This window comes from Pseudomonas sp. WC1 (assembly GCF_050586565.1).
In the GTDB taxonomy this organism is placed as follows: domain Bacteria; phylum Pseudomonadota; class Gammaproteobacteria; order Pseudomonadales; family Pseudomonadaceae; genus Aquipseudomonas.
In genome coordinates, this window is the sequence record NZ_JBOBDQ010000076.1 from 1 (window position 1) to 22,485 (window position 22,485).

Here is a 22,485-nt window from a genome sequence, read left to right on the forward strand (position 1 = left end):
ATCACCGCCTCGCAGATTACCTGCTTGTGACGCTGCTTGACCTGCTCGTCGGACAGGTCGATCTGGAAGATGTCGCCAAAGGTATGGCGGTTGGACACCCGGTAGAAGCAGAACGAGCTCATCAGCATATGCAGGTCGATCACTTCGATGCCGGGGCGGAACACGCCCTGGGCAACGCCACGGGCGAGAATCTTGCCCAGCGCGTCGAGCACCATGCTGCTCATCTCGCGGATCACCGGCGACTGCTTGACGTACTCGCCGTAGTGGATGTTCTCGGTGCAGACAATGCGCACGAAATCGACGTTGTTGGCGTGGTGGTCGAAGGTGAACTCCACCAGGCGCTGGATCGCCTGCTCGGGCGCCAGCGAGTCGAGGTCCAGGCTGTGCTCGGTCTTGCGAATGTCGCCGTAGAGCTTGACCAGGCACTCGACGTACAACTGCTCCTTGCTGCCGAAGTAGTAGTAGATCATGCGCTTGGAGGTGGCGGTGCGCTCGGCAATGGCATCGACCCGGGCGCCCGCCAGGCCCTGCTGGACGAACTCGGTGATGGCGGCCTGGAGAATGTTCTCGCGGGTCTTTTCCGGATTGTTCTTGCGCGTCTTGCGCAGGCCTTCGACTTCAGGCTTGACGACCGAATCACTCATACCGACTCACAGGCTCGTTGTAGTAATCCGGGCGATTATCCGTGAGCCGGGCGATGCTGGGAAGCGCGGTGTTGGTCGGGTGGTCAGGTTTGGCCTAGAGGCGCCGTCGCCGGCCAAGGGCCTCGCTCACAACACCACCTTGCGCCCTGCCCCGCTGCGCGCCTTGGCCATCGCTGCCAGGCGCACCGCCACGTTGGCCGCGCCATAGCCGGCATAGCCGCCCTTGCGCTGCAGGACCTCGAAGAAGAACCGCCCTTCGAACGGCTCGGTGTACACGTGGAACAGCTCGCCGCCCTGGGCATCGCGGTCGTACAGCACGTTGTAATACGCCAGCTCGCTGAGGAACTCGTCATCGAAGTCGAAGCGCGCCGCCAGGTCGTCGTAGTAGTTCAGCGGGATTTCCAGCAACGGCACGCCGGCTTCCTTGGCCCTGGCCACCTCGCGGAAGATGTCGTCACAGTCAAAGGCGACGTGGTGCACGCCCGAGCCGCGATAACTGTCCAGGGCATGGGCGATGGCGGTGTTGCGGTTTTCCGAGATGTTCAGTGGCAGCCGCAGGGTGCCGCAGTGGCTGCGCAGGGCACGGCTCTTGACCAGGCCATAGGGGTCGGGCAACACCATCTCGTCGTCGGCGGTGAAGTCGAACAGGCTCTTGTAGAACAGCACCCAGCTGTCCAGCGCCTCGGCCGGCAACGCCAGGGCCATGTGGTCGATTCGCTTGAGGCCACCACTGGCGCGGGCTGTCGGGTCCAGGCGGAAATCATTGTCGTAGAGGGTCTGGCCGTTGCCGTCGGGCTGCACCAGGTACAACAGGCTGCCGTCCGGTGCGCGCACCGCCGGGATCTCGCGCTCGTTGGGGCCGACCAGGCCGCGGAACGGCTGGCCACGGTAGGCCATGGCGCGCTGCAGGGCGTCCTGGCCAGCGTTGACCCGCAAGGCCGTGGCGCACAGTGACGGGCCATGGGCTTCGAAGAAGTTGTGGGCGAACGAATAAGGTTCACCATTGAGGACGATGTTGATATCGCCCTGGCGCAGCAGACGCACGGCCTTGCTGCGGTGCTCGCCGGCCTCGGCGAAGCCCAGGCGCTTGAGCCAGGCGCCCAGGCGTGCGCCGACCGCCTCGTCGACGGCGAATTCGAGGAACTCCACGCCGTCGTAGCGGCTGGCGGCCGGCGGCGCGAACAGCACGCCCGGCTCGACCGCCCGCGCCTCGCGCTCGAGCTGGCGGCGGGTCTTCTCCTCCAGGTACAGCAGCGAGCGCAGGCCATCGGCGGCGTTCTGCCGGGGTGGCGCCGCGCGGAAACCGTCATTGAAGATCTCCAGCGACAACGGGCCGCGATAGCCGCTGGCCAGGATCGGCGCCAGGAAGCCCGCCAGGTCCATTTCCCCCTGGCCGGGGAAGCAGCGGAAGTGCCGGCTCCACTCCAACACATCCATGGCCAGGATCGGCGCATCGGCCATCTGCACGAAGAAGATCTTCTCGCCAGGGATATCGCGGATGCCGCTGGGGTCGCCCCTGAGCGACAGCGTATGGAAGCTGTCGAGGATCACCCCCACTGCCGGGTGGTCGGCCTGGCGCACCAGGTTCCACACCTGTTGCCAGGTATTGACGTGGCGCCCCCAGGCCAGGGCCTCGTAGCCGATGCGCAGGCCCCGCGCGCCGGCATGTTCGGCGAGCAGGCGCAGGTCGTCCACCAGCAACTGTTCGTCGCCCAGGGCGTCGGGCTGGACATTACTGCACACCAGCACCAGGTCGGTGCCTAGCTCCTGCATCAGGTCGAACTTGCGCTCGGCGCGGTCGAGATTCTTGCGCAGGCGGTCGCGGCGGCAGCCCTCGAAATCGCGGAACGGCTGGAACAGGGTAATGGCCAGCCCCAGGCCCGCGCACAACTGGCGCACTTCGCGGGGGCTGCCGGCGTAGTACAGCAGATCGTTCTCGAAGATCTCGACGCCGTCGAAACCGGCGGCGGCGATGGCTTCGAGCTTTTCCGGCAGGGTGCCGCTCAAGGAAACGGTGGCAATCGAACGGTGCATGGCGGGTATTCCTTGTTATTGAGTGAGGCCTGGCACGATCGATTATTCGCAGGTAAAGTCGCCCCGGCAACGAACTTTGTACGGAACAGTTAGTTTTTGTTCGATTACCGAACAAAACCCGTTCCAGCGAATTGCGTCACCCACCCCCGTGAACAACCATGAACACCAGTCGCAGGCCCGCCGCCCCTTCCCGCCGCCACGCCGGTCGTTCGGCGGAACCTGCGCTGCAATACCCAACGTCACCACATAATAAGTTCAAGAAAACGGGTACCGACCTATGCACACCTTGCTCGCCCTGCGATCCGCGCCGCCTCGTTCGTCTTCTCCACACAGCCCCTGCCCGCGCCTCAAGCGCTGACCAATCCGGCCCCTGACAAGAACAACGGAGACAACATGGCCCGCTCAAGTTCCCAAGCCAAGAAAGCCACCGCCAGCGGATGGATCGGCTCTGCCCTCGAGTACTACGACTTCTTCATCTACGCCCAGGCCGCGGCGCTGATCTTCCCGCAGATCTTCTTCCCGTCCGCCGACCCGAAGATGGCCATCATCGCCTCGCTGGCCACCTACGGCGTGGGTTACCTGGCGCGCCCGGTGGGCGCCTTCGTGCTTGGCCACTGGGGTGATACCCGCGGGCGCAAGAACGTGCTGCTGCTGTGCATGTTCCTCATGGGTCTTTCGACCATGGCCGTAGGCCTGCTGCCGACCTACCACGATGTCGGCCTGCTGGCCCCGGCACTGCTGGTCCTGCTGCGCCTGGTCCAGGGCTTCGCCGTGGCCGGCGAGATCTCCGGCGCCAGCTCGATGATCATGGAGCACGCGCCGTTCGGCCGGCGTGGTTACTACGCCAGCTACACCCTGCAAGGTGTGCAGGCCGGCCAGGTGATGGCCGCCGCGGTGTTCCTGCCACTGGCCTACTTCATGCCCAGCGAGGCCTTCAACGACTGGGGCTGGCGCATTCCGTTCCTGATGAGCGCGCTGGTGCTGGTGGCTGGCTTCATCATCCGCAAGGAGGTCCACGAGACCCCGGCCTTCGTTAGGGAAGAGAAACAGGACAAGGTGGCCAAGTCGCCGATCAGCGAGGCCTTCCGCCACAGCTGGAAGCACATGGTGCTGGTGATGTTCATGGCGCTGATGAACGTGATCCCGGTGGTCGCCACCATCTTCGGCGCGGCCTACGCGGTGCAGCCGGCCTACGGCATCGGCTTTGACAAGAGCGTGTACCTGTGGATCCCGGTGGTGGGCAACATCGTCGCGGTGCTGGTGATCCCCTTCGTCGGCAACCTCAGCGACAGGATCGGCCGGCGCCCGACCATGATCGCCGGTTGCCTGGGCTCGGGCCTGCTGGCGTTCGTCTACCTGTATGCGATCAGCATCCAGAACGTGCCGCTGGCCTTCGCCGCCTCGATCATCATGTGGGGCATGGTCTACCAGGGCTACAACGCGGTGTTCCCAAGCTTCTACCCAGAGCTGTTCCACACCCGCTACCGGGTCTCGGCCATGGCCATCGCGCAGAACCTCGGCACCATGATCACTGCCATGCTGCCGGCGTTGTTCGCCGCAGTCGCGCCGCCGGGCTCGGACAATATCCCGCTGGTGGTCGGCGGGCTGGCGTTCCTCATTACCTGCGTGTGCGCGCTGGCCGCCTACCTGGCACCGGAAACCCACCGGCTGGCTATGGAAGACCTGGGCAACCCTCAGGCACGACCCATGGCGCGGGAAGCCTATGAAGCGAGCCGCAAGGGCAGCCTGAAAGCGTTCGGCCACTGACCGTCCGCCGTTGCCCGTACGGACCTCATCGCCGGCAAGCCGGCTCCCACAGGGCACGCGTAAACCCTGTGGGAGCCGGCTTGCCGGCGATGCGCCGCGCGAGCGGCGCTCTATATCGAGGGGGCCCGCACCTCACCTGGCGAACAGATGCCGATCAGAGAATCGATAACGGGTACTCGACGATCACCCGTACCTCGTCCAGGTCCGACTCGAAGGCTGTCGCCCGGGTGGTGGCCTGGCGCACGCGCAGTGCCAGGTCCTTGGCCGCGCCGGTCTGCACCACGTACTTGACCTCGATGTCGCGCTCCCAGCGCTTCTGGTCGGTGAGCGGGTCGCCGTTGCTGTCGCGGCGCATGTAGTAGGCGTTGGCATGGCTGTAGTCGGCGTCGCTGCCACGGCCATAGCGGGTCATGAACGACAGCCCCGGCACACCGTAGGCGGCCATGTTCAAGTCGTAGCGCAGCATCCATGAGCGCTCTTTCGGCGAGTTGAAGTCGCTGTACTGGATGGAATTGTCGAGGAAGATCGAATCGGACTGGCGCAGGTAGTCGAAGTCGTCGTCGCCGTTGTTGCGCTGGTGGGTCAGGGCCAGGGTATGGGCGCCGTAGCGCACGCCGAGCTTGGCGCTCCAGATGTCGTTGTCGAACTGGCCCAGGCGCTGACGCCCTTCGTCCCTGGCGTTGTAGAAATTGAACCCGCCGATCAGCGCCAGCTCATCCGACAACGGCCAGGTCACGCTGGTGCCGGCGTAGTACTGGTTCCACACATCCTTCAAGCGACTGCCGAACAGGCTGACGCTGACGTTTTCGTTGATCGCGTAGTCGCCACCGCCGTAGGCGATCCACGGCGAATCCACCGGGCCGCCGTAGAACGTCACGAAGTTATCGCGCAAGTCGCTGGACACCGGCTGGCTCATGGCGTGCAGGCGCCCGGCCTGCAGCGTCAGGCCTTGCACACTGGTGTTCTCCAGGGTCACGCCGCGAAAACTTTCCGGCAACAGCCGCGAGTCGCCGGCCGCCACCACCGGGTTGACCGGGAACACATCGCCCACCCGCAGCACGGTGTCGAACAGGCGCACCTTGGCCGCGCCGCCGAGCTTGGTGTATTCATCGCGGGCCTGGCCATCGCGGTCCACCGGCAGCACGTCGAACGAGCTGCGCCCACCGTTGCGTCCGCCACCGGTGTCGAGCTTGAGCCCGAGCATGGCGAAGGCGTCCACGCCGACGCCCACCGTGCCTTGGGTGAAACCGGACTCGAAGCGGGTGATCACGGCATGGGCCCAGGCCTCGGAGTAGCCGTTGCCGCTGTCCTTGCCACTGTTGTAGGTGGGGGCCGGGCCATCGCGATGATCGCGATTGAAATAGTAATTGCGGTTGAGCACGCTCAGGCGGCTGCCTTCGATGAACCCTTCCTTCTGCTCTTCTGCGGCCCAGGCCGCCGGGCCGAAGCCGGCCAGCGCCACCAGGGCGGCCAGGGAAAGTGTCGGATTGCTCTTCATCCACTGCTCCTTCGATTGCGGCTGTTCTTGTTGTCAGGCCCTGGCGCTGGAGCCTCCCTGGTCTGGCCAGATGCGCACGCACCCAGCCCCATTGGCCGAGCCTGATGCTCGCTGCTGGCGGATAACGGGAAGGTGATGGGGGCATTACAATCGTGTCATGCGCAGCGGGGGGAGCTGCGTGCGCGCCCAGCTTTCAGATCTGTAACCCGGCCGTCATGCCCCTGTTGGCCGGGCATCGCTAGCGTGGTCTGCGAAACGAACTTTTCGGAGGCACGACCATGCTACGACCGACCCTCACCGCCGCCCTGCTGGCGCTTTCCCTCTCGACCCAGGCCAGCGGCTTTTCCAGGCTGGACAGTGAACAGCTGCTGGCGGACCACCAGCAGGCCGTGGCGGCCTATGCGGCCAAGCGGGCGAAGCCCATGCCGGAGATCGTCGACTACCGCTATGGCATGAAGCTCGACGTTGCCCGCCTCGTGCGCCAATCGGGCGACCCGCGCACCTGCGAGGTGGTGCCACGGCTGATGACCTTCGAAGACAGCCAGGGCACCTTGCGCACCGTGCGCTACGCGGTGCAGTCGCAGTGCATCAACAACAAGTAGTTCAGCCGCGCAGCCCGTCCACCAGTTGCAGGCTGTTGCGCCCGCTGCGCTTGGAGGCGTACAGCAGCACGTCGCCTTGCTCGATCAACGCCGCCAGGCTGGCCGGCGGGCGGTCGAACAGATTGGCGCCGATGCTCAGGGTCACCGCCTCGGGGGTGCGGAACGCCTGTTCGGCGGTGCCCTGGAACTGCTGACGCAGGGCCTCGGCCAGGCGCTGGATGGCTTCGCGCGAAGCCCCGGCCAGGAGGATCACGAACTCGTCGCCGCCCAGCCGTGCGGCGATCGCCCGCTCCGGCAGCATGGCCCGGATCATCTCGCTCAAGGCCACCAGCAGGCGGTCGCCGGCGGCATGCCCATGCAGGTCGTTGACCAGCTTGAAGTGGTCGATGTCGATCAGCAGCAAGGCCCCGGGGTTTGCCGGGGAAACCTCGTTGAACAGGTTCGCCGCGCGCATTTCCAGTGCACGGCGGTTGTACAGCGCGGTCAGCGGATCGCGCGCGGCCAGGCGCTCGATGCGCTCCTCGCGGCGGTAGCGCACGGTGCCGGTCATCGACAGGGCAATCAGCATGATCGCCATGGCCCCTTCCACCAGCGACACCTGGATGATCTGCCCGCGAAACGCGGTCAGGTCGATCAGTGTCCCCGGCAGCAGCGCCGGCAGCGTCTTGGCCAGGTAGAACAGCCCGTGCAGCAGCAGGATGCAGCGCAGCTGCACCGCGCCGACACTGAACGACTTGCCGTGCGGGCGCAACAATGCGCTGGCGTACAGGGTGAACGCGGCGACCAGCAGCGAGTTGGCCACCAGGAAGGTCTTCGACCAGGTGGGCCACTGCGGCAGCAGCAACAGGCTCAGCCAGGCCAGCGGGGCCAGGTAGCAGAGCCGTGACAGGCGGGTTTCGGTAAAGCGTGACACCCCCAGCAGGAATAGCCAGTGTGCAGCCACCAGCATGCCGTTGGCGAACCAGATACCGATGAACAGATATCCGCTGCCACGCAGCAAGGCGAGCGAGGAACCGACGCTGATGGTGGCGAAGCTGGCGCTCCAGCACAGCAGCGAGGACTCGCGCACGCTGCGCCACTCCACGGCCAGATAAAGCGCGGCGGCCGCGGCCAGCGCGATGGTGAGGGTCAGCATGGTGGAAGCGTCGAACGCCATGGGTGGAAGTGGCCTGTATCTGGGTTACCGTTCAGAACGGTGATTGTATGCGTTCAAGGGCCATTGCACAGGCATAAATGATATCCAAATGATGGCGCTCGGACGACCAACCAATTCATCCGAATACTCGACGACAGTCACCTGTCATTGCCCGGAGAGGAAGCTCACCAGCTGTCGCCCGTGCGAGCTGAGCGCCTCCCAGCTACGGAAACAGATACGCAGTTCCAGGGTCGCCCAACGCTCCTCAAGCGCCACACGGCGCACCGCCAGCTCCTGCTCGGCGCGCAGCGCCGCCGTTTCCGGCAGCATGGCGATACCCGCGTGCTGGGCCACCAGTTGGGCGATGGCTTCGAAGCTGGGCGCGCGCACCCGCACCTTCAGCGGCATGGCCAGGTTCATCGCCAGCTCCTCGACAAAGCGCTGCATGGCACGCTCGGCGGGCAGGCAGACGAAGGGAAAGCCCAGCGCGTCCGCCAGGCGCAGCTGGCCGCGCCCGGCCAACGGGTGATCGAGCGGCACCAGCAGCACCAGACGCTCGGTGCGAAACGGCAGCGACACCACGCCCTCGTTGACCAGGTTGCCGTCGTACACGCCGATCTCGCACTCCCCGGCCAGCACCACCCGCAGCACATCGATGCTCTTGTGCTCGACCAGTTGCAGGTCCACCTCCGGGTAGTCGGCCAGGAACGGCCCGAGCACGGCCGGCAACAGGGTGCTGTTGGTCACGGTGGACGCCGCCAGGTGCAGGGTGATGCGCCGCTGGCCGGCGAGTTCGCGCAGCGTGTCCTGCAGCTTCTGCGCCTCGCCCAGCACGCCCCGCGCCGACTCCAGCACCAGGCGCCCGGCCGGGGTCAGCTGCATACCGTCGGCCTTGCGCAGGAACAGGGTCAACCCGCTGCGCGCTTCGAACAGGCGCAGGCGGGTGCTGGCGGCCGATACCGCCACCGGGAAGGTGGCCGCCGCCTTGCTCAGGCTACCGGTGGCGGCAATGGCGGCGAGCAGCCGCAGGTCGGCCAGGTCGAAGTGCATCAGGGCTTCTCCAAATCAGAACGCCATGTTCGAGAAAAAGCGATTCTAGCGCGGGTGTGTTCTGCGCAGAATAAACCACACTTCCTCTGTGCCACGGACCCGCCATGACCCGCCTGCCCGCCCCGCTCCAGCGCGCCCTTGCCAACGGCAGCCTGTACGCCGTACTCGCAGCCCTGGGCTTCAGTTTCAAGGCCATCTTCGTCAAGCTTGCCTATGCCGCAGGCCCGGTGGACGCCATCAGCCTGCTGGCACTGCGCATGGCCCTGTCGCTGCCGCTGTTCGCCTGGCTGGTGTGGGCCAGCCGTGGCCAGGGCGGCGCGCCGCTGAGCGCCGGCGACGGCCTGCGCGTAGCCTTGCTTGGCCTGTTCGGCTACTACCTGGCCAGCCTGTTCGACTTCTACGGCCTGCAATACATCAGTGCCGGGCTCGAGCGGCTGATCCTGTTCACCTACCCGACCCTGGTGCTGGTGATCCAGGCCATCGTCCAGCGCGAACGCCCGACCCTGCGCACCCTGGCGGCCATGGGCCTGTGCTACCTGGGGCTGGGCATCGCCTTTGTCCACGACATCGGCGCCTCGGGCGGCGGCAATGCGGTGCTGGTCGGCTCGCTGTGGGTGTTCGCCAGCGCGGTCACCTATGCCCTGTACTACTCGGGCACCGGCATGATGCTCAAGCGCATGAATTCGATGCGCCTGGCCGGGTTGTGCGGCACCGCCTCCTCGCTGATGGTGCTGGCCCACTACCTGCTGGTGGCCGATGTCGCGCCGCTGCTGCAGCTGCCCGGCACGGTGTGGCTCAACGCAGCATTGATGGCGCTGTTCTCCACGGTGCTGCCGATCTACTGGGTGGCGCTGGCGATCCAGCGCCTCGGGCCCACGCACACGGCGGCGGTGGGCAACCTGGGGCCGGTGCTGACGATGCTGGCCTCATGGCTGATCCTCAGCGAGGCGATCTCCTTGTACCAGGTGGCCGGGCTGGTCCTGGTGCTGTTCGGGGTATCGCGGCTGAAACCGGCGAAAAAGCCAGAGGCGCCAACCGCACCGATTCCGGCCTCGGCGCGGTCCCTGTAGGCGCCATGCATCCGCTGCGGGCACGCATTGCATTTGCCCTGCACGGCGAACCCATGGCATAGAAAGGCTGTCCACGTCCTTACCCGGCCGCATCGCGCCCTCCAGGAGATCTCAATGAGCAAGCCCCCTTATGTCCCGCCCAAGGTCTGGACCTTCGAGGCCCCTTCCGGTGGCCAGTTCGCCAGCATCAACCGCCCGGTGGCCGGCGCCACCCACGACAAGCCGCTGCCCACCGGCAAGCATCCGCTGCAGCTCTACTCCCTGGCCACGCCCAACGGGGTCAAGGTCACCATCCTCCTGGAAGAACTGTTGGCCCTCGGCCACGGCGGCGCCGAGTACGACGCGTGGCTGATCCGTATCGGCGAAGGCGACCAGTTCGGCAGCGGCTTCGTGCAGGTCAACCCCAACTCGAAGATCCCCGCCCTGCTCGACCGCAGCGTCGAACCGCCGGTGCGGGTGTTCGAGTCCGGCGCGATCCTGCTGTACCTGGCGGAAAAATTCGGCGCCTTCCTGCCCCAGGACCTGGTCGCACGCACCGAGACCCTCAACTGGCTGTTCTGGCAGATGGGCGCCGCACCTTATCTGGGCGGTGGTTTCGGCCACTTCTACGTCTACGCGCCGGAAAAGTTCGAATACGCGATCAACCGCTTCACCATGGAAGCCAAGCGCCAACTCGACGTGCTCGACCGGCGCCTGGCTGAAAACGCCTACCTGGGCGGCGACGTGTACAGCATCGCCGACATCGCCGTCTGGCCCTGGTATGGCCAACTGGTGCGCGGCAACCTGTACGGCGCGGCCGAGTTCCTCGCGGTGGACGAATACCCCAATGTGCAGCGCTGGGCCGAAGCCATCGCCCAGCGCCCGGCGGTGCAGCGTGGTACCCGCATCAACCGCACCTGGGGCGAGGAAGCCAGCCAGGTGGCGGAGCGCCACGCGGCCAGCGACCTGGAGTGACCCAGTCACCCCGCACATAGCGACGCGTACACCTCATTCGTGTTGCCTATGCCTCGAGGGGCATAGGCAACTGCGCACACCGACCCGCCGTTCGATTGCCTGGCTGCAACCAACCATTTCCCCGCTGCATGCCTGCGCCCATCGGGACCTTCTTGCTACACTCGCCGCCATGATTTTCCACCTGCACAACTGTGGTGACAGCATGATCGAGGTAACCGAGGTTTCCATTGCCGAGCTGCGCGACGCGCTCGAGTCCGGCCGCACGACGGCCGTCGAGCTGGTCAAGGCGTACCTGGCCCGCATCGACGCCTACGACGGCGCCGACACCGCCACGCGGCTCAATGCCGTGGTGGTGCGCAACCCCGAGGCCCTGAAAGAGGCCGAAGCCTCCGATGCCCGCCGTGCCCGTGGCGAAACCCTCGGCCCGCTGGATGGCATCCCCTACACCGCCAAGGACAGCTACCTGGTCAAGGGCCTGACTGCCGCCTCCGGCAGCCCGGCGTTCAAGGACCTGGTCGCCCAGCGCGACGCCTTCACCGTCGAGCGCCTGCGCGCCGGCGGCGCCATCTGCCTGGGCAAGACCAACATGCCGCCGATGGCCAATGGCGGCATGCAGCGTGGCGTGTATGGCCGTGCCGAGAGCCCGTACAACGCCGCCTACCTGACCGCCCCCTTCGCTTCCGGCTCCTCCAACGGTGCCGGCACCGCCACCGCCGCAAGCTTCAGCGCCTTCGGCCTGGCCGAGGAAACCTGGTCCAGTGGCCGCGGCCCGGCCTCGAACAACGGCCTGTGCGCCTACACCCCGTCGCGCGGGGTGATCTCGGTGCGCGGCAACTGGCCGCTGACGCCGACCATGGACGTGGTCGTGCCTTATGCGCGGACCATGGCCGACCTGCTGGAGATCCTCGACGTGGTGGTGGCCGACGACGCCGACAAGCGCGGCGACCTGTGGCGCCTGCAACCCTGGGTGCCGATCCCGGCCGCCTCGAGCGTGCGCCCTGCCTCGTACCTGGACCTGGCCGTGGGCGCCGAGTCGCTCAAGGGCAAGCGCTTCGCGGTGCCACGCATGTACATCAATGCCGACGCCGAAGCCGGCACCTCGGAGAAGCCCGGCATCGGCGGCCCGACCGGCCAGCGCATCCATACCCGTGCCAGCGTGATCGAGCTGTGGCAGCAAGCCCGCCAGGCCCTGGAAGCGGCCGGTGCCGAAGTGGTCGAGACCGACTTCCCGCTGGTCTCCAATTGCGAGGGCGACCGCCCCGGCGCGCCGACCGTGTTCACCCGTGGGATCGTCAGCAAGGAGTTCCTGCATGACGAACTGTGGGAACTGTCCGGCTGGGCCTTCGACGACTTCCTGCGCGCCAACGACGATCCCAAGCTCAACCGCCTGGCCGATGTCGATGGCCCGCAGATCTTCCCCCACGACCCCGGCACCCTGCCCAACCGTGAAGACGACCTCGCCGCCGGCATGGACGAGTACGTCAACATGGCCAAGCGCGGCCTGAAGAGCTGGGACCAGATCGCCACCGTGCCCGATGGCCTGCGCGGCCTGGAAGCCACCCGCAAGCTCGACCTGGAAGACTGGATGGACGCCCAGGGCCTGGACGCGGTGCTGTTCCCCACCGTGGCCGATGTCGGCCCGGCGGATGCTGACGTCAACCCGGCCTCGGCGGACATCGCCTGGAGCAACGGCATCTGGGTGGCCAACGGCAACCTGGCGATCCGTCACCTCGGTGTGCCGACCGTGACCGTGCCGATGGGCGTGATGGCCGACATCGGCATGCCGGTGGGCCTGACCTTCGCGGGCAAGGCGTACAGCGACAACAATCTGTTGAAATTCGCCGCCGCCTTCGAGTCCACCGGCTCGCGCCGCATCGTCCCGCCGCGTACGCCGAAACTGGGCTGACGCACCTGATCGCGGGGTCATCCCGCTCCTGCCTTGAGTAGGAGCGAGATGGCCCCGCGGTTGCTTTTGAGCATTCGAAACTCTCGCCAAATTCAACTTTTTGTGTAATATTCAACACAATATTGAATCTGGTGCCGACCATGCTCACCCTCGCCCACGAACGCCAGCTCACCCTGAACGTGCTCAAGACCGCCCTGCAGGCCTTGGGCAGCGTCGTCCCGCGTAATGTGGAAATCCTTCTGCACGACCTCGAACACCCGGAACGCTCGGTGGTGGCGATCGTCAATGGCGAGCTCTCCGGCCGCCAGGTCGGCAGCCCGATACTCGCCGCTCCCGAACAGGATCAAGGGTTCAAGGCCTTGATGCAGGCCGCCGCCGACCAGCAGGGCTGCGACCCTGTGGTACTGCCCGACTACCCCACCACCCTCAAGGGGCGCAGCCTGCGCAGCGCCACGGCGATCTACCGTGACAGCACCGGCCAGCCCTTCGCCAGCCTGTGCGTGAACACCGACGTCACCGGCCTGGACGCCGCCATGGCATTCCTGCGGCACTTCCAACCGCTGGGCGCCACACCGGCGACGGTGCCAGGCGACGAGCCAGCGGACATGACCGCGTTGATGGCCGGGATCATCCAGGACGCGCTGCAGCGCAGCGGCCAGGGACGGATGACCAAGCAGGCCAAGGTCGAAGCCGTGCGCGTGATGCAGGAGCGCGGCCTGTTCATCGTCAAGGGCGGCGTCGAGAAAGCCGCCGAGGCCCTCGGTGTAACCCGCTACACCGTCTACAACTACCTGGAGCAGCTGCGCGGCGAGCCCGCCGCGGCTGCCCGCGACTGAGCCACGGAGCCCACCATGCCCTTGCATATCCCTACCCCACTGATCGAATCCCGTCCGCTGTCACTGAGCGCCGGCCGCCCGGTGTGGCTCAAGCTCGAAGCCCTGCAACCCTGCGGCTCGTTCAAGCTGCGCGGCGTCGGCCACGCCTGTGAGGTGCACCATGCTCGCGGCGCCCGTCACTTCGTCTCCTCATCCGGCGGCAATGCCGGGCTGGCGGTGGCCTACGCCGGCCGCAAGCTCGGCGTGCCGGTGACCGTGGTGGTGCCCGAGACCACCACCGAACGGGCCAAGGAACTGCTGCGCCTGGAAGACGCCAGCGTGGTGGTGCGCGGCAGCTCCTGGCAGGAAGCCAACGAGCACGCGCAGACCCTGCTGGGCGCGGGTGACGCCTTCATCCACCCGTTCGACGACCCGCTGCTGTGGACCGGCCACGCCAGCATGATCGATGAAGTGGCCCAGGCCGGCTGCAAGCCGGATGCGGTGGTGCTGTCGGTCGGCGGCGGCGGCCTGCTGCGCGGCGTGGTCGAAGGGTTGCAGCGCAATGGCTGGCAGGATGTGCCGGTGCTGGCCGTGGAAACCGAAGGCGCGGCGTCGATGCACGCGGCCATGGCTGCCGGGCACACCGTGGAACTGCCGGGGATCACCTCGGTAGCCACTTCACTGGGGGCCAAGCGGGTGGCCGAACAGGCGCTGGCCTGCACCCGCCAGCACCCGGTGGTCAGCCACCTGGTGAGTGATCGCGAGGCGCTCGACGCCTGCGAACGCCTGCTGCGCGATCACCGCCTGCTGGTGGAGCCGGCCTGCGGCGCGGCGCTGGCCTTGCTCGAACACCCCGACGCAGTGGCGGCCTTTGGCAATGTCCTGGTGATCGTCTGCGGTGGCGCCACCGCAACACTGGAGCAGATCCGCGCCTGGCGCGAAGCCTGCTGATCCGACACAGGCTCGCTTGAACACGAGCCTGGGCAGCTGTCGGCGAACACGTTACCGCTATATACTTTTGAACATATCGATTCAGAAGTACGTGTTTGCCATGCCCAGTATCCGTGATCGCAACCTGCAACTGATCCTCGCCGCCGCCAGCGAGGAATTCGCCCACCATGGTTTCGCCGCCGCCCGGGTCGACGCTATCGCCGCCCGCGCCGGGCTGCCCAGGGCCAACGTGTTCTACTACTTCCGCAACAAACGCCTGCTCTACACCGCAGTGCTCGACCTGGTGATGGAACCCTTGCTGCGCGCCTCGCGCAGCCTGGTGCCGCAGGCTCACCCCGAACAGGCCCTGCCCCGCTACTTCAAGGCCAAGGCCGAGGTGGCGCGCCAACACCCCGGCGCGGTGCGTGTCTGGCTCAAGGAAATGCTGCATGGCGCCCGGCAACTGCCCGGTGAACGCGCCGAGCTGCTGCGCAGCAGTGCCAGGCAGACGCTGGCCTGCCTGGCGCAGTGGATGGAGCGCGGGCTGATCGTGCGGACCACGCCCGAGCACCTGCTGCTGTACCTGTGGTCTACGTCCCTGGCGACCTTCCGCTTCGGCATGGCCCCCGGCAGCTCAGGGCAGATCAAGCCATCCCGCGCCTCGACCCAGGCCCAGGCCGAGCTGCTCTTGCGTGGCCTGCGCCCCACGCCCTTTTTTGCCCATTCGCTATAGCTTAAAGATTATAGCGATAGCTTCAGGCTTGTTCAGCTACCACCCCCTGCAACCGCGCCCACAGCCGCTCGACATGCTCACGCTCGGTGGGCAGCGCCCCCACCGAGACCCGTACCATCCAGCGTCCATCCAGGGTCGCCGGGGTCACATAGGCATCACCCGAGGCGTTGAGGCGCTCGGCCCAGGCGCGGGTGTGGGCATCCAGCGCCTCACCCTCGAGACCTGTCGGGCGATGGCGGATGCACAAGGTCTGCAACTGCACCGGCGCCAATACCTCCCACGCGGGCGCCCCCTCCACCTGCGCGGCCAGCCACTGCGCGTTTTCCAGGTCACGCCGCAGCCGTTGCTGCAGGGCCTCGACACCTTCGCTGCGCAGCATGAACCACAGTTTCAAGGCGCGGAACCGACGCCCCAGGGGAATGCCCCAGTCGCGCAGATTCTTCACCTCGCCATCGACCGCCGACTGCAGGTAGCTGGGGTTGGTGCTCATCACCCGGATCAGGTGCTGCGGGTCACGCACATAGTAGATCGAGCAATCGAAGGCCACGCCCAGCCACTTGTGGGCATTGACCACCACCGAGTCGGCCAGCTCGATGCCGTCCCACATCCAGCGGCATTCCGGGAGGATCATCGCCGAACCGGCCATGGCCGAGTCCACGTGCAGCCACAACTGGTTGGCCTGGGCGATCTCGCCGATCGGGCGCAGCGGGTCCAGCGCGGTGGTGGTGGTGGTGCCGGTGGTGGCAACCACGGCGCAAGGCTGGTTGCCGGCGGCGAGGTCCTGGGCGATGGCTTCGCGCAGCGCCTCCGGGCGCATGGCGTAGTGCGCGTCGGTGGGGATCAGGCGAATGTTTTCACGGCCGAATCCGGCCAGCAGCGCGGCCTTGTCAACCGAGCTGTGGGCATGGGCGCTGACGTAGACCACCAGGGGCTTGCCCTGGGCCTGCAGGCCGCCGCGCACCTGGGCATGGTCGGTGGCACGCTCGCGGGCGCAGATCAGCGCCACCAAGGTACTGGTCGAGGCGGTGTCCTGGATCACCCCGCTCCATTGCCCGCTCAGGCCCAGCAGCTGGCGCAGCCAGTCGAGGGTGGTTTCCTCCAGTTCGCTGAGGGCCGGGCTGGACTGCCACGACAGGCCGAGCACGCCCAGGCCGGTGCTGAGGAAGTCGCCGAGCACCGACGACAGGGTGCCGTTGGAGGGGAAGTAGCCGTAGAAGCCCGGGTGCTGCCAGTGGGACAGGCCGGGCATCACCAGCTTGTCGACGTCGGCGAGGATGGCCTCGAACGGCTCGCCTTGCTGCGGCGCGCCCTGGGGCAGCGCGGCCTTGAGGTAGCCGGGCTCGACCTGGGCCATGACCGGGCGCTCGCCGACGGTCTGGCGGTAGTCGGCGATCAGGTCGATCAGTTGGTGGCCGTATTGGCGGAATTGTTCGGGGGTCATGGGCGGTCTCCTGGCTGACAATACCTCGCAGTCTAGGCCTCCATCACCCGCCGAATAACCCCGCTTCACGCATAGCTGCTATGGCAAAGGCGCATGCCCACCCTGCACGCCGAACTGCGACTGGCGCCACACCTCGAACACCCGGTTACGCAGCCAGCGATGTTCGGCCGAGGCCTGCAGACGCTGATGCCATACCACCCAGTAACGCTGGGTGTGCTCGACAAAGCCCATCGGCCGCCAGCTCAGCCCATGCAACCGCGCCAGTTGCCGGGCGATATGCTCGGGCACCGTGGCCAGCGCCTGGCCGTTGCCGACCACCTGGACCATCGCGCTGAAGAACGGCACCTCCAGGCTGACGCGCCGTTGCAGCCCCTGGGCACGCAGATGGCGGTCGATGAAACTGTCCTTGTCGCCGCCACCGGACACCCGCACGTGCTTGAAGGCCAGGTAGTCATCCTGGCTCAGTTCGGCGCGGGCGCTCAGCGGATGGTCATGGCGCATCAGGCACACCGCCCGATCCTCGCCCAGCAGCCGACCGTGCAGGTTGGGTGGCGACTCGTCGAACAGCGTGGTGGCCAGGTCGATCTCGCCGCTGGCGAGCAAGGCGTACTGCCCGGCCTGCCAAGTGCGGTACTCCAGCGATACCCCTGGCGCCTCCTGCTCCAACGCTTTCACCAGCTGCGGCAGCATATGTTCAGCCACGTAGTCCGATGCCGCCAGGCAGAAGCGCCGTTCGCAGCGCGCCGGGTCGAACGCTGCGGGCTGGCGCAGGGCGTTGAGCTCGTCCAGTACCTGGCGCAATGGCTCGACCAGCGTTTCGGCATGTTCGCTGAGCACATAGCCACGCCCCTGGCGCACCAGCAGCGGGTCGTCGAAAGCCTCGCGCAGGCTGGCCAGCTGGCGGCTCAGCGCCGATTGGCTGCAGCCCAGGCGCTCGGCGGCGTGGCTGAGGTTCTTCAGCTGCAGGAGGCAGTCGAGGGTGCGCAGGTGGGCGAGGCTGAGGGAGGCGAAGGTGGGGTTCATGCAAGCTCCCCTTGGGTGAGTCTAAAGGCCTCATCGCCGGCAAGCCGGCTCCCACAGGCATCTGCGCAACCCTGTGGGAGCCGGCTTGCCGGCGATTGGGCCGCAGAGCGGCCCCTGAAGCACAAATCAGTCAGTCAGGCCAACATAGACGTTCTGCACGTCTTCGTTCTCGTCGATGGCCTCGAGGAAGGCCTCGACCTCGGCCAAGGCTTCGGCGCTCAGGCTGGCCGCACTCACCGGGTTTTTCGGGGTGTAGCCAATCTTCGCCGAGGTGACGGTGAAGCCATGCTCGGGCAGGGCCTTCTGCACGGCATCAAGGTCGGTGGTATCGGTGATGAACAGGGTCGAACCCTCTTCCTCGCCGTCCTCGAAGTCCTGGGCACCGGCTTCGATGGCTGCCATTTCCGGGTCGGCGTCGCCTTCCGGGGTCGCCTCGATCAGGCCGACGTGGTTGAAGTCCCAGGCCACCGAGCCGCTGGCACCCAGCTGGCCCTTGCGGAACAAGACGCGGATCTGCGCCACGGTGCGGTTGACGTTGTCGGTCAGGCACTCGACGATCAGCGGCACCTGGTGCGGCGCGAAGCCTTCATAGCTGACGGCATGGTACTGCACGGCCTCGCCGTCCAGACCGGCGCCTTTCTTGATCGCACGTTCCAGCGTCTCACGGGTCATCGAGGCTTTCTTGGCCTGGACGATGGCCAGGCGCAGGCGCGGGTTCATGTCCGGGTCGGCGCCGGACTTGGCGGCGATCTGGATCTCCTTGGCCAGCTTGCCCATGATCTTGCCCTTGGCGTTGGCCGCCGTTTCTCTATGCTTGGCTTTCCACTGTGCGCCCATATCGACTCTCTTTGTTTCAGCGGCCGGTTCAGGAAGCGACCGGCCAAAAAGTGGGGAGAGTTTATACGCCCTGCGCACCGGGTTCGACAAGAAATCGCATCAGCTTCAGCCCTTGTCGGCCTTCCCCGCCGCCGCCGCGAACTTCGCCAGGCGCACATCCAGCCCGCGTGGACGCACGCCGCGGTCTTCGGCGCGCTCCTTGCGGCGAATGGCGTTGCGCACCATCAGCGACCCCAGGTAGCGCACCGGCTCCGGCGGGAAACGCCCCAGCGGACCCTTGACCAGCGGCGAGCGGGTCCAGGCGTTGTCCAGCCCCAAGGCCAGCGACGAGAGGATCTGCCCGCCCATGTGACACGGCCCCACCCCGCTGCCCGAATAGCCGAAGCCATAGAACACGTTGCCCTGCCCATCGAGCCGGCCAAAGAACGGCAGGCCGGTCACCGAGCGGTCCGACGGCCCGTTCCAGCTCGCCGCCAACGGCACCTCGGCCAGCGCCGGGAAGAACTCGGCCAGGCTGTCACGCAGCAACGGCTGATACGGCGACGGCTGGTCGAACACCGGCAGCATGCGCCCGCCGTAGGCAAAGGTATTGCCGCCCTTGCCGAGCATCAGCCGACCGTCGGAGGTGTTGTGGTAGTAGTGCACGAAGATCCGCGAGTCGAGCACGCTGACGCCGCTGTCCAGGCCGATCTGACGCAGCAGCTCGGGGCACGGCTCGGTGATGACCATGTCGCTGGAGACGATCGCCACGCTGCGCTCGAACTGCGGGAAAGCCCGCGCCATCCAGGCATTGAGGCCCAACACCACGCGGTCGGCGCGGATGGTGCCGGCCCGGGTGCGCACCTGTGCCGGCGCGCCATGCTCCAGGCCGGTCATCGCCGTGCCTTCGTGGATGCGCACGCCACGCTGCAAGGCTACCCGGCGCAAGCCGCGCACCAGACGCCCCGGCTGTACCGTGGCCGCGGCCGGCGAGTACCAGCCCTCCAGATGCCGCTGGGAGCCGGCCAGGCGCTGCACCTGTTCCAGCGCCAGGCGCTGGAACGAGTTGATGCCGTGGCGCTCCAGCGCGGCGATCACCGCATCAGTGCCGCCGAGCTGGGCCTGGTTGGTGGCGGTGTAGAGCGTGCCGTCCATGCGGAAGTCGCAGCGGATGCCATTGGCCGCGCAGAACTCGCCGATGGCGCCGATGCTGCGTTCGGACTCGCCCACCAGACGCACCGCCTCGGCCACCCCGAACAAGCGTTCGAGGGTGAAGTACTTGGCCGACCAGGACAGCGCGCAGCCACCGTTGCGCCCGCTGGCCCCGGCGCCGCAGATGTCGGCCTCGATCAGCAGCACCTCCAGCTGCGGCGCCTGTTCCTTGATCATCAAGGCAGTCCACAACCCGGTGTAGCCACCGCCGACGATGCACACGTCGCAGCGCGCATCGCCGACGAGCGGCGGGCACAGGGCCTCGTCTTCCTGGTCCAGGGCCTGTTGCAGCCAGAAGGGTCTCATCTGCTCGCTTTCCTCTAGGTACGCAGTGGCTTGATCGCCATGCCGGTATTGGGGGCCACGTCGGTGGCCTGGGGGGCCGTCGCCGGCCGGCTGTTCCAGTGCGGCAGCAGCACCAGGGCGGAGAACAGCGCGGTGCCGGCGAAGACGATGAATACCGTGACGCTGTCGAAGTAGCCCGGCAGCAAGCCGCCAAGCACCGCGCCCACCGAGCCGCAGCCGTTGACGAAACCGGCCGCGGTGGCGCCGGCCTTGGCCGTGCCGAAGTCGATGGCCGCGGCGCCGCTGATCATCGAGTCCGGGCCGTAGAGGGTCAGGCCCATGACGAACAGCAAGGCCACCACCAGCGCCACGCTGCCGCTGTGCATCGCCGCCATGAAGCCGGCCAGGGTCAGGGTCAGCAGCACCAGGCTGATCACGCAGGCCGGCATGCGCCGGGCACCGAACAGCTTGTCCGAGGCCAGGCCGATGAGGATCGGCCCGAGCAGCCCGGCCAGCTCGAACGCCGTGGGGATGATCGCCGCGCCGACCTTGCCCACCGAGGGCATCTGCTCGAAGACGATCACCGGCCCCCACAGCAGGATGGCGTAGCGCGCCGGCTTGAGCATGAAGTAGGCCAGGCCCAGGGTCAGCACCGTGCGGTTGCGCAGGATCTCGCGCAACGGCGCCCACACGCTGCACAGGTTCGCCCCTGGGGCCATGCTCTGTGGCTCGGGCTCCACCGCCGGCAGGCCGACGTCCTCGGGCTTGTTGCGCTGGAAGATGAAGAACAGCACCGCCACCACGGCCACCACCACGGCACTGGAGAAGAATGCCGCGTGCCAGGTGCCGACCAGGGTGTAGGCCCACCAGCCGGCGAACGGCGAGGCCACCAGGCCACCGAAGGCGTAGCACGAACTCCACAGCCCCAGTACCCGTCCGCGCTGGGACGCCGGGAAGAAACTGCCGATGTTCTTGCACAAGCCCGCCCAGCCGGTGGACTGCGCCAGCCCCTGGACCAGCATGCAGGTAGCGAAGATCGGGAAGGTTGCGTAACTGCCCATCACCACCGCGGCGGCCGACGAGATCAGCAGCCCGCCGAGCACCACCACGCGCGGCCCGAAGCGATCGGCGAGCATGCCCCAGGTGAACTGGCCCACGGCGTAGGCGGCCAGGTAGATGGCGTCGAGGTTGGCCATGGCGGCCTTGTCGAGCATGAACGAGGGGTCTTCGCCGATGCCGAGCTTGGCCACCGAGAAGGCCTTGCGGGTGAAGTAGAAGGCGGCATAGGCCAGCCAGGTGATCGCGAAAATCTGCACGCGCCAGCGCTTGATGGCGCCCAGGGATTGGTTCATTTGACTCTGACCTCTTGTTTGAGTGTGCCGGCAGAATGTGAAGAAACGCCTGTCTTGTTGTTGTGTTGCGCACTGCGTGACGGAGGGACGTCACCTGGTCAGATGGCGGTGGTGCCGCCATGGCCGACATGCCGCTGCTCGTGGCAGAGGCGTCGGGTTGAAACACATGGAAACAGCTGCTGACTGATAAATAAAATCGATTTATCGTATTTCACACATAAGCCCAGCTTGTAAGCGGAGTGTTCGATGTCGGTTTCCCACGCTCAACTCAAGGCCTTCCACGCGGTTGCCGAGCAAGGCAGCTTTACCCGCGCGGCGCAAAAGCTGTTTCTCACCCAGCCGGCGGTGTCCGACCAGGTGCGCAAACTGGAGGAGCGCTTTGGCGTTTTGCTGTTTCACCGCAACAAACGCTCGGTGCAGTTGACCGACCTGGGCGAGCGCCTGCTCGGCGTCACCCAGCGCCTGTTCGCCTGCGAGGCCGAGGCCCAGGAGCTATTGCAAGACTCACGCGCCCTGCACACCGGCAGCCTGACGCTGGCGGTGGACGCGCCAGTGCATGTGCTGCCGCAGATTGCCCGGTTCTGCCAGCGCTATCCGGGGATCCAGGTGAAGATCGAGACCGGCAACACCGATGAGTCGCTGGCGCGGCTGTTCAGCTACCAGGCTGACCTGGCCCTGCTCGGGCGCGATGTCGATGACGAGCGGCTGTTCTGCGTGCCGATGCGGCGCGACCCGATGGTGGCGTTCGTCTCGCACCAGCATCCCTGGGCCAGCCGTGGGCAGATCAGCCTGGCAGACTTGGACGATACGCCGCTGGTGCTGCGCGAGCCGGGGTCGGTGACGCGGCAGACGCTGGAGGAGGAGATGCAGCGGGCGGGGTTGCGGATTCGCTCGGCGATCCAGGTCGAAGGGCGGGAGGCGGCGCGGGAGGCGGTGGTCGTGGGGATTGGTGTGGGGGTGGTGTCCGCGGCTGAATTCGGGGCCGATGCTCGGGTTTGTGCTTTGCCGATTGTGGATTGTCAGCGGCATTTGACGGAGACGTTAGTGTGTTTGCAGGAACAGCGGATGCGGCGGGTGGTGGCTACGTTTTTGGAGATGGTTTTGGAGGGGGGTTAGGGTCTGGGTCTGGGTGATTGTTTTGGGACTTGTATGCGCATTCGTAGACGATGCTGACATTTAGTCACCTTTCCGCCCTTACGGCGGCCTACTTTGGTCTTG

At 66.6% G+C, this 22,485-nt stretch carries 19 protein-coding genes; 9 read left to right on the plus strand and 10 right to left on the minus strand.

The window, feature by feature from the left end; translation table 11 throughout:
• A partial coding sequence (locus ACQ4OD_RS24210; RefSeq protein WP_430945068.1) for a TetR/AcrR family transcriptional regulator occupies positions 1 to 644 on the minus strand: 644 nt, incomplete at its 3' end.
• A 126-nt stretch (positions 645 to 770) separates the two neighbouring features.
• Positions 771 to 2,678 carry a 3-dehydroshikimate dehydratase QuiC gene (gene quiC, locus ACQ4OD_RS24215; RefSeq protein ID WP_258598230.1) on the minus strand — a complete coding sequence of 636 codons (1,908 nt, stop codon included), beginning with the start codon at positions 2,676 to 2,678 and terminating at the stop codon, positions 771 to 773.
• Between the two features lie 393 nt (positions 2,679 to 3,071).
• Between quiC and ACQ4OD_RS24220 the strand changes: the two genes are divergently transcribed.
• Positions 3,072 to 4,445, plus strand: a complete 1,374-nt coding sequence (locus ACQ4OD_RS24220) for an MFS transporter (RefSeq protein WP_102683765.1) — start codon at positions 3,072 to 3,074, stop codon at positions 4,443 to 4,445.
• Positions 4,446 to 4,599: 154 nt separating this feature from the next.
• Here ACQ4OD_RS24220 and ACQ4OD_RS24225 read toward each other — a convergent pair whose 3' ends face one another.
• Positions 4,600 to 5,943 (minus strand): OprD family porin, encoded by a 1,344-nt coding sequence (locus ACQ4OD_RS24225; protein WP_430945069.1) that lies wholly within the window; start codon positions 5,941 to 5,943, stop codon positions 4,600 to 4,602.
• A gap of 278 nt (positions 5,944 to 6,221) precedes the next feature.
• On the opposite strand from ACQ4OD_RS24225, the gene ACQ4OD_RS24230 reads away from it, so the two are divergent.
• Positions 6,222 to 6,545, plus strand: coding sequence for a DUF2790 domain-containing protein (locus ACQ4OD_RS24230; protein WP_046856021.1), 324 nt, complete (start codon positions 6,222 to 6,224; stop codon positions 6,543 to 6,545).
• 1 nt (position 6,546) lies between these two features.
• On the opposite strand, the gene ACQ4OD_RS24235 is transcribed toward ACQ4OD_RS24230, so the two are convergent.
• Positions 6,547 to 7,701 carry a GGDEF domain-containing protein gene (locus tag ACQ4OD_RS24235; RefSeq protein ID WP_102683768.1) on the minus strand — a complete coding sequence of 385 codons (1,155 nt, stop codon included), beginning with the start codon at positions 7,699 to 7,701 and terminating at the stop codon, positions 6,547 to 6,549.
• Positions 7,702 to 7,845: 144 nt separating this feature from the next.
• Positions 7,846 to 8,730, minus strand: coding sequence for a LysR substrate-binding domain-containing protein (locus ACQ4OD_RS24240; protein ID WP_102683769.1), 885 nt, complete (start codon positions 8,728 to 8,730; stop codon positions 7,846 to 7,848).
• 104 nt (positions 8,731 to 8,834) lie between these two features.
• Here ACQ4OD_RS24240 and ACQ4OD_RS24245 point away from each other — a divergent pair, with 104 nt between their 5' ends.
• The 6 genes from ACQ4OD_RS24245 (at position 8,835) to ACQ4OD_RS24270 (ending at position 15,138) form a co-directional block, all read left to right on the plus strand.
• Positions 8,835 to 9,800, plus strand: coding sequence for a DMT family transporter (locus ACQ4OD_RS24245; RefSeq protein WP_110701603.1), 966 nt, complete (start codon positions 8,835 to 8,837; stop codon positions 9,798 to 9,800).
• 114 nt (positions 9,801 to 9,914) lie between these two features.
• Positions 9,915 to 10,754 (plus strand): glutathione-dependent disulfide-bond oxidoreductase, encoded by an 840-nt coding sequence (gene yghU, locus ACQ4OD_RS24250; protein WP_139670161.1) that lies wholly within the window; start codon positions 9,915 to 9,917, stop codon positions 10,752 to 10,754.
• Positions 10,755 to 10,956: 202 nt separating this feature from the next.
• Positions 10,957 to 12,660 carry an amidase gene (locus tag ACQ4OD_RS24255; RefSeq protein WP_139670159.1) on the plus strand — a complete coding sequence of 568 codons (1,704 nt, stop codon included), beginning with the start codon at positions 10,957 to 10,959 and terminating at the stop codon, positions 12,658 to 12,660.
• Positions 12,661 to 12,800: 140 nt separating this feature from the next.
• Positions 12,801 to 13,496 carry a helix-turn-helix transcriptional regulator gene (locus ACQ4OD_RS24260; RefSeq protein WP_139670157.1) on the plus strand — a complete coding sequence of 232 codons (696 nt, stop codon included), beginning with the start codon at positions 12,801 to 12,803 and terminating at the stop codon, positions 13,494 to 13,496.
• Positions 13,497 to 13,511: 15 nt separating this feature from the next.
• Positions 13,512 to 14,426 carry a pyridoxal-phosphate dependent enzyme gene (locus tag ACQ4OD_RS24265; protein ID WP_139670155.1) on the plus strand — a complete coding sequence of 305 codons (915 nt, stop codon included), beginning with the start codon at positions 13,512 to 13,514 and terminating at the stop codon, positions 14,424 to 14,426.
• 100 nt (positions 14,427 to 14,526) lie between these two features.
• Positions 14,527 to 15,138, plus strand: a complete 612-nt coding sequence (locus tag ACQ4OD_RS24270; protein ID WP_139670152.1) for a TetR family transcriptional regulator C-terminal domain-containing protein — start codon at positions 14,527 to 14,529, stop codon at positions 15,136 to 15,138.
• A gap of 22 nt (positions 15,139 to 15,160) precedes the next feature.
• Here ACQ4OD_RS24270 and ACQ4OD_RS24275 read toward each other — a convergent pair whose 3' ends face one another.
• The 5 genes from ACQ4OD_RS24275 to ACQ4OD_RS24295 form a co-directional block, all read right to left on the minus strand.
• On the minus strand, positions 15,161 to 16,579 hold the full coding sequence (locus tag ACQ4OD_RS24275; protein ID WP_139670150.1) for a DOPA decarboxylase: 1,419 nt from the start codon (positions 16,577 to 16,579) through the stop codon (positions 15,161 to 15,163).
• A gap of 78 nt (positions 16,580 to 16,657) precedes the next feature.
• The gene (locus ACQ4OD_RS24280) at positions 16,658 to 17,602 is read right to left on the minus strand and encodes a LysR family transcriptional regulator (protein ID WP_139670148.1); all 945 of its coding nucleotides are present in this window, start codon (positions 17,600 to 17,602) and stop codon (positions 16,658 to 16,660) included.
• A 126-nt stretch (positions 17,603 to 17,728) separates the two neighbouring features.
• Positions 17,729 to 18,439 (minus strand): YebC/PmpR family DNA-binding transcriptional regulator, encoded by a 711-nt coding sequence (locus ACQ4OD_RS24285; RefSeq protein WP_023631852.1) that lies wholly within the window; start codon positions 18,437 to 18,439, stop codon positions 17,729 to 17,731.
• 105 nt (positions 18,440 to 18,544) lie between these two features.
• A complete protein-coding gene (locus ACQ4OD_RS24290; protein ID WP_139670146.1) occupies positions 18,545 to 19,936 on the minus strand; it encodes an FAD-dependent oxidoreductase in 1,392 nt (463 codons plus the stop codon).
• 14 nt (positions 19,937 to 19,950) lie between these two features.
• Complete coding sequence (locus tag ACQ4OD_RS24295) at positions 19,951 to 21,267, minus strand: MFS transporter (protein ID WP_430945070.1); 1,317 nt, start codon at positions 21,265 to 21,267, stop codon at positions 19,951 to 19,953.
• 246 nt (positions 21,268 to 21,513) lie between these two features.
• Between ACQ4OD_RS24295 and ACQ4OD_RS24300 the strand changes: the two genes are divergently transcribed.
• Positions 21,514 to 22,383 carry a LysR substrate-binding domain-containing protein gene (locus tag ACQ4OD_RS24300; protein WP_139670143.1) on the plus strand — a complete coding sequence of 290 codons (870 nt, stop codon included), beginning with the start codon at positions 21,514 to 21,516 and terminating at the stop codon, positions 22,381 to 22,383.
• The last annotated feature ends 102 nt before the right edge of the window (positions 22,384 to 22,485 follow it).